This is a genomic window from Rhabdothermincola sp. (assembly GCF_036846205.1).
Taxonomy (GTDB): Bacteria; Actinomycetota; Acidimicrobiia; order Acidimicrobiales; family Acidimicrobilacustridaceae; genus Rhabdothermincola.
Window position 1 is genome coordinate 1 of record NZ_DAIUCK010000122.1, and the last position, 8,094, is coordinate 8,094.

At 70.2% G+C, this 8,094-nt stretch carries 3 protein-coding genes and 1 pseudogene; 1 reads left to right on the forward strand and 3 read right to left on the reverse strand.

Translation table 11 applies throughout. From position 1 onward, the window contains the following. Positions 1-655, reverse strand: a pseudogene (locus V7004_RS14205) (Fe-S cluster assembly protein SufB); the annotation flags it as partial. 126 nt (positions 656-781) lie between these two features. On the opposite strand from V7004_RS14205, the gene V7004_RS14210 reads away from it, so the two are divergent. Beyond that, a complete protein-coding gene (locus tag V7004_RS14210) occupies positions 782-4,405 on the forward strand; it encodes a PAS domain S-box protein (RefSeq protein WP_334144791.1) in 3,624 nt (1,207 codons plus the stop codon). Here the strand turns inward: V7004_RS14210 and V7004_RS14215 are convergent. Both V7004_RS14215 and V7004_RS14220 read right to left on the reverse strand, forming a co-directional pair. Next, the gene (locus V7004_RS14215) at positions 4,383-6,176 is read right to left on the reverse strand and encodes an ABC transporter ATP-binding protein (RefSeq protein ID WP_334144792.1); all 1,794 of its coding nucleotides are present in this window, start codon (positions 6,174-6,176) and stop codon (positions 4,383-4,385) included. The two genes, V7004_RS14210 and V7004_RS14215, sit on opposite strands and share 23 nt — an antisense overlap. Beyond that, the gene (locus V7004_RS14220) at positions 6,166-7,992 is read right to left on the reverse strand and encodes an ABC transporter ATP-binding protein (RefSeq protein WP_334144794.1); all 1,827 of its coding nucleotides are present in this window, start codon (positions 7,990-7,992) and stop codon (positions 6,166-6,168) included. The genes V7004_RS14215 and V7004_RS14220 overlap by 11 nt, the downstream gene beginning before the upstream one ends. Positions 7,993-8,094: the final 102 nt, after the last annotated feature.

Below are 8,094 nucleotides of genomic sequence, written 5' to 3' on the forward strand. Positions count from 1 at the left end.
TCAGCGTCCGCTCGAACTGGCCCATGTTCTCCGCGTTGATGCGGAAGTAGGCCTGCAGCGGCATCTGGACGCTCACCCCGGGCGGCACGTAGATGAACGAACCCCCGGACCACACCGCCGAGTTCAGGGCCGCGAACTTGTTGTCGTTCTTGGGGATCACGGTGCCGAAGTACCGCTTGACGATCTCGGGGTACTCCCGCAGCGCGGTGTCCATGTCGCAGAAGATGACGCCCTGGCGCTCGAGGTCCTCGCGGTTGCGGTGGTACACGACCTCGCTCTCGTACTGGGCGGTGACCCCGGCCAGGTACTTGCGCTCCGCTTCGGGAATGCCGAGCTTCTCGTAGGTCTCCTTGACCGACTCGGGCAGCTCGTCCCAGGCGTCGACCTGCCCCTCGGTGGGCTTGATGTAGTAGTAGATGTCGTCGAAGTACACCTCCGACAGGTCCCCGCCCCAGGTCGGCAGGGGACGGCGCTCGAAGTGTCGGAGCGAACGGAGCCGGTAGTCGAGCATCCAGTCCGGCTCGCCCTTCATCCACGACATCTCCCGGACGATGTCCTCGCTCAGGCCCTTCTTCGGCTTGAAGACGTAGTTCTCCTCGTCGTGCCATCCGAGCTTGTAGCGACTGAGGTCGATGCCGAGATCGGTGGAGGTCATGGGTGGCTCAGCTCCTCGAATTTCTCCTATCCCGATAGTAACAAATCGTCCTCGGAGGCCAACCCCCGGCGGTCCGGCGTCCCCCGCCGACTAGAATCCGGCCCTCGGACCGCGGTCGGGGGGACCATGAGCGACACTGCCGATCGCCGGCAGGCCGGCGGCCAGGACACGACCGGTACCTCCTCCGTTCGCGGGCTGCTCGCCTCCGCTCCGGTGGGCATCGCCGAGTCGGATCCGGCCGGCACGGTCGTGTGGGTCAACGACCGGTGGCGGGAGATCACCGGCGTCGACCTGCCGACCCCGTTCCCCTACGAGCTGGTGGCACACCTGGTCCACCCCGGCGATCGCCCCCGGCTCGAGGAGCACTACGCCCGGGCCCGCGAGCGCCTCGAGGAGTTCGAGGTCGAGCTCCGGCTGGTGCGGGAGGACGGCACGGTCCGTCACGTGCGACTCCAGGGGGCACCGGTGATCGACGAGGGCGAGCTGGTCTCCTTCGTCGGCACGGTCATCGACATCTCGCAGCTGGTGGAGGCCACGGACGCCCACCGGCGGAGTGAGCAGCGGTACCGGGACCTCCTCGCCAAGGCGCCGGTGGGCCAGGCGATCTACACCCCCGACGGGGTGATGGTCGAGGTCAACGCCGCGTGGCTGTCGCTGCTCGGCTACGAGCCACGGGAGGTGATCGGCCGCAGCTCCATCGACTTCGTGTACCCCGACGACCGCGAGGCCACCCTGCAGGTCGGCATCAAGATGCTCTCCGGTGAGCTCAGCTCGTCGGTCTCCGAACGCCGGCTGCTGCGCAAGGACGGCTCCACGGTGTGGGTGTCGAGCAGCATCACCCTCGAACGCAGCCTCGACGGGGAACCGGCCTACTTCCACTCGCTGGTCGTGGACCTCACCGAGCGGAAGGAGGCGGAGGCGAGGCTCCGGGACCGCGAGGAGCGCTACCGGCGCCTGATCGACGAGGCCCCCATCGCGCAGGTGATCGCTCACCTCGACGGGACGCTGGTTGAGGTCAACCGGGCGTTCCTCGACCTCCTCGGGACCACACGGGACGAGGTCTTCACCCGTGACCCGGTGAAGCTGTTCCATCCCGATGACCTGCCAGGTCTGCGGCACCAGCTCAAGCGCCTGCGGGCCGGTGAGGTGGACCACTTCGAGATGGAGCGGAGGCTCGTGCGGGCCGACGGCTCGCACGTGTGGGTCGCGGGAGGCACCACCCTCATCCGCCAGGGTGGCTCTCTCTACCTGCACTCGGTGATGCAGGACATCACCGAGCGGAAGGTGGCCGAGCAGGCGCTGCGCGAGAGCGAAGAGCGCTACCGGGCGGTGATCGAGGCCCTGCACGACGCCGTCCTGGTCCAGGGCCGCGACCGCCTCGAAGCGGTCAACAGCGCCGCCGTCCGGCTCTTCGGGCGGCCGGCGAGCGAGATCGGGCGCCCCGAGATCTGGGCTGAGATGGATCCCATCGACGCCTCCGGCCGCCCGATCCCCTGGGAGGAACGCGCCACCGCCATCGCGGTCCGCGAACGCCGGCCCGTACTCGGGTACCTCGCGGGGGTGCAGGTCCGAGGACGAGGCCGTCGTTGGTGGAACATCAACGCCGTCCCCCGTATCGCCGACGGGGAGGTCATCGGCGCGGTGACCACCTTCACCGATGTCACCGAGCAGAAGCAGGCCGAGGACGCGCTGCGGGCGAGCGAAGCACTCTTCCGCACTCTGGCTGCGTCGATCCCCATCGGGATCTTCCAGACCGACCGCCAGCATCGCCTGGTGTACGTGAATCCCCGCTGGTCCGATATCACCGAGATCCCCGCACCGGAAGCGCTCGGGCGGCGCTCCCCGATCATCGTGCACCCCGACGATCTCGATCGGGTCATCGTCAGTTACGAGACCGCCATGCGCGAGCGGCGCACCTTCCGTGACCAGTACCGCATCATCACCCCGGGCGGGGCGGTCAAGTGGGTCCGGGTGCACGCCACCCAGCTCTACGACCCCGACGGTGGCGAGATGACCGCCCGTGTGGGCTCGATCGAGGACATCACCCCGCTCATCGCGGCCACCGAGGAGACGACCCGCCTGGCCAGCATCGTCGAGTCCACGAGCGACCTCATCGGCATCACCGATTACGCCACCGGCCAGCTCACCTACCTGAATCGCGCCGCCCGGGAGCTGTTCGGGTTCGCCGACCGGGATCTCGAGGGAACGAGCAACCTCGAGCTGTATGAACCGGAGGTTTCGGATCTGTGGCTCTCCGCCGTGCTCCCCGTGCTCGAGCGCGGTGAGAGCTGGAGCGGAGAGCTCCCCATGCGGGCGGCCGACGGTTCGTCGGTGCTGGTGTGGCAGACCCTCACCGCCCTGCGAGGCCCCGACGGGCAGATCACCCAGATCTCCGCCGTCGGTCGCGACGTCACCGAGCGCCGACGGCTCGAAGCGGAGCTCGCCCACCAGGCCACCCACGACGCCCTGACCGACCTCCCCAACCGAGCCCTGCTCCTCGACCACCTCGAGCTGGCACTGGCCCGGGCCCAGCGTGACGGCCATCTCGTGGCGCTGCTGTTCCTCGATCTCGACCGCTTCAAGACGGTCAACGACACCCTGGGCCACGATGCCGGGGACGCACTGCTCATCGAGACCGCAGAGCGCATCCGGGAGGGCCTCCGCCCCGCGGACACCGTGGCCCGGCTCGGTGGCGACGAGTTCGTCGTGCTCTGCGAGGACGTGCACGACGAGCACCACGCCGTGTCGATCGCGCAGCGGATCCTCTCGGTCATCGAGAGCACGCCCTTCGTGATCGGGGGGGTGGAGGTGCCCACCACGGCGAGCGTCGGCATCGCGCTGTCGCCGGGTGGCGATGCCGCCCACCCCGAAGCCCTGCTGCGCGACGCCGACGCGGCCATGTACCGGGCGAAAGAGCACGGTCGAGCACGTCTGGAGCTGTTCGATGAATCCATGCGGCGCCGAGCCGTGCAGCGCATGCAGCTCGCCGACGAGCTCGCCGCCGCACTCGACGAGGGGCAGATCGTCGTGCACTACCAACCCTGCGTGGACCTGGCGTCCGGGGTGGTGAACGCGGTCGAGGCGCTGGCCCGCTGGGAGCACCCGACTCGAGGCCTGCTCCCACCGAGCGAGTTCATCGCGCTCGCCGAGGAAACCGGCCTGATCGTCGGCCTCGGCCTGCGGGTGCTCTCCGCAGCCTGCACACAGGGCCGGCGCTGGCAGGACGAGCTGGGCGACGCGGCGCCCCGGATCCACGTCAACCTCTCCGCCCGGCAGCTGACCACGGCCAACCTGCCGCTGCTGGTGCAAGGGGTGCTCGACGCGTCGGGCCTGAAACCCTCCTCGCTGTGCCTGGAGATCACCGAGAGCGTGCTCATGGACGATGCCCAGGTCTCGATCGACGTCCTCGGTCACCTCAAGCGGCTCGGGGTGGTGATCGCCATCGACGACTTCGGCACGGGATACTCGTCGCTGTCGTACCTGCGGCGGTTCCCCGTCGACGTGTTGAAGGTCGACCGATCCTTCGTCGACGGGCTGGGTCCCGACGAGGAGGACTCGGCCATCGTGGCCGCGATCGTGAACCTGGCCCGCACCCTCGAGCTCGAAGCCGTGGCCGAGGGGGTCGAGACCGCGGAGCAAGTGAAGTTGTTGCGACGGCTGGGCTGCGGCGGCGGCCAGGGCTTCTACTTCTCGAGACCGGCACCCCCCGAGGTGGTCCGCGAGGCTCTCACGAGGCCGTACCAGGTGTGAACGCTCCGGTCCACGTCGAGAACAGCCGGGCGTAGGAGCCCCCTGTCGACACCAGCTCCTCGTGCGGGCCGAGCTCCACCAGCCGCCCACCCTCGACCACCCCGACCCGGTCCGCCCGGGCCGCGGTGGAGAGCCGGTGGGCAATGACCACCACGGTCCGGCCCTCCATCAGGCGAGCCATCGCCTCCTCCACCACCAGCTCCGTGCCCGGATCGAGGTTCGACGTGGCCTCGTCCAACACCAGCACCGCCGGGTCCACCAGCGCGGCCCGGGCGAGCGAGACCAGCTGCTTCTCGCCCGCGGAGAGCCGGGACCCTCGCTCGTGGACCTCGGTGTCGAGCCCGCCGGGCAGAGCAGCGAAGCGGTCGAGCGCACCGACGGCTGCCAGCGCGGCCTCGACCTCGTCGTCGGTCGCGCCCGCCCGGGCGAGGCGGATGTTCTCCCGGATCGTGCCGTTGAAGAGGAAACCCTCCTGGGGCACGACGACGATCCGCTCCCGCAGCGACCGCAGGGTGGCGTCCCGCAGGTCGACACCGCCGAAGGTGACCCGACCCTCGATCGGGTCGTAGAGGCGGGCCGCCAGCTTGGCCAGGGTGCTCTTGCCGGCGCCGGTGGGCCCGACCAGCGCCAGCCGCTCCCCCGGCGCAATGGCGAGGGACACGTGCTGGAGCACCGGATCGCCGTCCCGGTAGGCGAAGCTCACGTCGTGCAGCTCCAGCGGGCCCTGCCGGGGGAGGTCGACCGCGCCCTGCCGTTCGGGCACGTCCACCGGGGTGTCGAGCAGGGCGAAGAGCTTGTCCAGCCCGGCGCCGGCCGACTGCACCGTGTTGAACAGCTGGCTGAGCTGCTGGATGGGCTCGAAGAGGTTGCCGAGGGTCAGCACGAAGAAGGCGATGGTCCCGATGGTGATGACGTCGCCGATCACCAGCATCCCCCCGACCCCCACCACCAGCGCCGTGGTGCCGAGGCCGGCGAGCTCGATCACCGGCAGGTACCAGGACTGCACGAACACGGAGTCCATGTGGGTGGCATACAGCACCCGGTTGTGGTGCGCGAAGCGCTGCTCCTCGAGCTCCTGGCGGCCGAACGCCTGGACGACCCGGACCCCCGAGATGCCCTCCTGGAGCCTCGACAGCGTGGCGCCGATGCGGTCCCGCACCTCGAGGTACGCCCGGTTCGAATCCCGCTGGAACTTGATGCTCGCCGCGACCACCCCGGGCACGGCCACCAGGCACACGAGCAGGAGCTGCCACGAGACGGCGGCCAGCACGACGATCGACAGCACCAGCAGGAGCGCGTTCATGACGAACATGAGCAGTCCCGTCTGGACGAGCTCGGAGAGGGCGTCGACGTCGGAGGTCATACGGCTCACGATCACCCCGGCCCGCTCCCGGTCGTAGAACGGCATGGAGAGCCGCTGGAGGTGATCGAACACCCGCACCCGCAGGTCGCGCAGGAAGCTCTCGCCGACCCGGCCGATCAGCAGGACCTGCGCCCGGTACACGACGTAGGACGCACCGGCCACCACGACGAAGCCCACCACCGCCCGGTTCAGCGCAGCCCCATCGCCGGCGCTGATACCGGCGTCGATCCCGTAGCGGACGAAGAACGGGCCGGCGAGGATCGACGCCGTCCACGCCACCACCAATGCAGCCGCGACCGCGATCTGGCGCCGGTAGGGGCGCAGCAGCCGAGACGCCCGAACCAACACCCGGCGTGCCCCTCCGCCATCGAGCCGGTCCTGCTCGGTCACCGCCACCTCACGCGACATCCGCACCGAGCCCCGCCGGCGAATCGGCCGCAGCCAGGATCGCCCGGTACTCCTTGCTGCCGGCCAGCAGCTCATGGTGGGTCCCCTCCGCGACCACCCGTCCCGCACCCAGCACCACGACCCGATCCGCGAGGGCGACGGTCGCCGGGCGGTGCGCGATCACCAGGGTGGTGCGGGCCCTCATCGCGCCGGCCAGCGCATCACGGATCTCGTGCTCCTTGTCGGGATCCACGGCGGAGGTGGCGTCGTCGAGGATGAGCACCCGGGGGTCGGCCACCAGCGCCCGGGCGATCGCCAGCCGTTGCCGCTGACCTCCCGACAGCGAGTACCCCCGCTCGCCGATCTCGGTGTCGTAGCCGTCGGGGAGCGATTCGATGAACTCGTGGGCTCCTGCCAGCCGAGCCGCTCGCACCACCTCCTCGCGGCCGGCGTCAGGGTCGGCGAAGGCGATGTTCGCGGCGATGGAGTCGCTGAACAGGAACGTGTCCTCGAACACGATCCCGACCGCCCGCCGCAGCTCACCGAGGGGCACGTCGCGGACATCGACGCCGTCGAGGAGGACGCGGCCCTCGTCGACGTCGTAGAAGCGCGGGATGAGCCGAGCGATGGTCGACTTGCCACTGCCGGTCGCGCCGACGATGGCCACCGATTCACCCGGCCGGAGGTGCAGGTGGAGGTGGTCCAGCACCGGCGTCTCCGCTTCCGGGTGGTAGCGGAACACGACGTCCTCGAAGCGCACGTCACCGAGCCCCTCGTGGCCCCCGCCACCTGACCCACCGCGCACCCCGGGGAGGTGGACGGGCCTCGGAGCGTCCACGATGACCGGGTCGGTGGCCAGCACATCGTGGACCCGCTGCGCCGCGGCGGCAGCGCGCTGCCCCTGGGCGATGATCATGCCCAGCATCCGCAGCGGCCAGATCAGCAACACGATGTACGCGTTGAACGCCACGATGGCGCCGAGGGAGAGCTGGCCGCGGATCACCTGGTGGCCGCCGTAGAAGAGCACCAGGATCAACCCCACGTTCGGCAGCAGCTCCATGGCCGGCAGGAAGCGGGCCCGGATGCGGGTGGCCCGCATCGACTGGTCGTAGACGTCGTCGGCCTCCTGCTGCAGCCGGGCGGCCTGCACCTCCTCCGCGCCCAGGCCCTTCACGACCCGCACCCCGCTCACGCTCTCCTCGACCACCGATGCGAGCTGCGCGGACTCCCGCTGGATGCCCATGACCGCCGGGTGCAGCCGGTTCGAGAACCGCCGACCGAGCACGTTGAGCAGCGGGAGCGACCCGAGCGCCAGCACCGTGAGCACGGGATCGATCGCCACCAGCACAACCGTGACCGCCACGACCGTGACCGCGTTGGAGATGGTGAGCGGGATCAGCACCACGAGCTGCTGGATCTGCTGGAGATCGGTGTTGGCCCGGCTCATCAGGTCGCCGGTCTGCACCCGGTCGTGGAAGCCGAAGTGCAGCCGCTGGAGGTGGGCGAACAGCTGCTGGCGCAGGTCGGCTTCGACGGCCCGGGAGACGCGGAAGGCCCAGTAGCGCCGCAGCCCCGTGAACAGCGCGGCTGCCAGCGCGGCGACCGCGATGGCCGCGGTCCATCGGCCCAGCGCGGCGGCGTCGCGGGTCAGCATGCCGTTGTCGATGCCGCCCTGGACCAGCGCCGGGACCGCGACCTTGGCCCCGGTCCAGCACAGACCGACGGTGACCCCCACGGCAAGGCCTCGCCGCTCCTTCCCGAGCGCCTCGCGGATCAGCCGCCAGCCGTCACGCGCGGTGGATGGTTCGAACGGCGCGACGATCTGGACCCCCTTCACGGTCGTCGACGGTCGCCAGGCTACCGAGGCCCCCGGAGCCACCCCAGCGGGCTCGGTCAGCTAGCCTGCGCCCGTGGCCGCCACCGACCTGCGCGACCGACC

What these genes read in the sequence shown, in the direction of transcription:
- V7004_RS14210 (WP_334144791.1), top strand. Translation starts at nt 782, where the DNA reads ATGAGCGACACTGCCGATCGCCGGCAGGCCGGCGGCCAGGACACGACC.
- V7004_RS14215 (WP_334144792.1), bottom strand. Translation starts at nt 6,176, where the DNA reads ATGTCGCGTGAGGTGGCGGTGACCGAGCAGGACCGGCTCGATGGCGGA.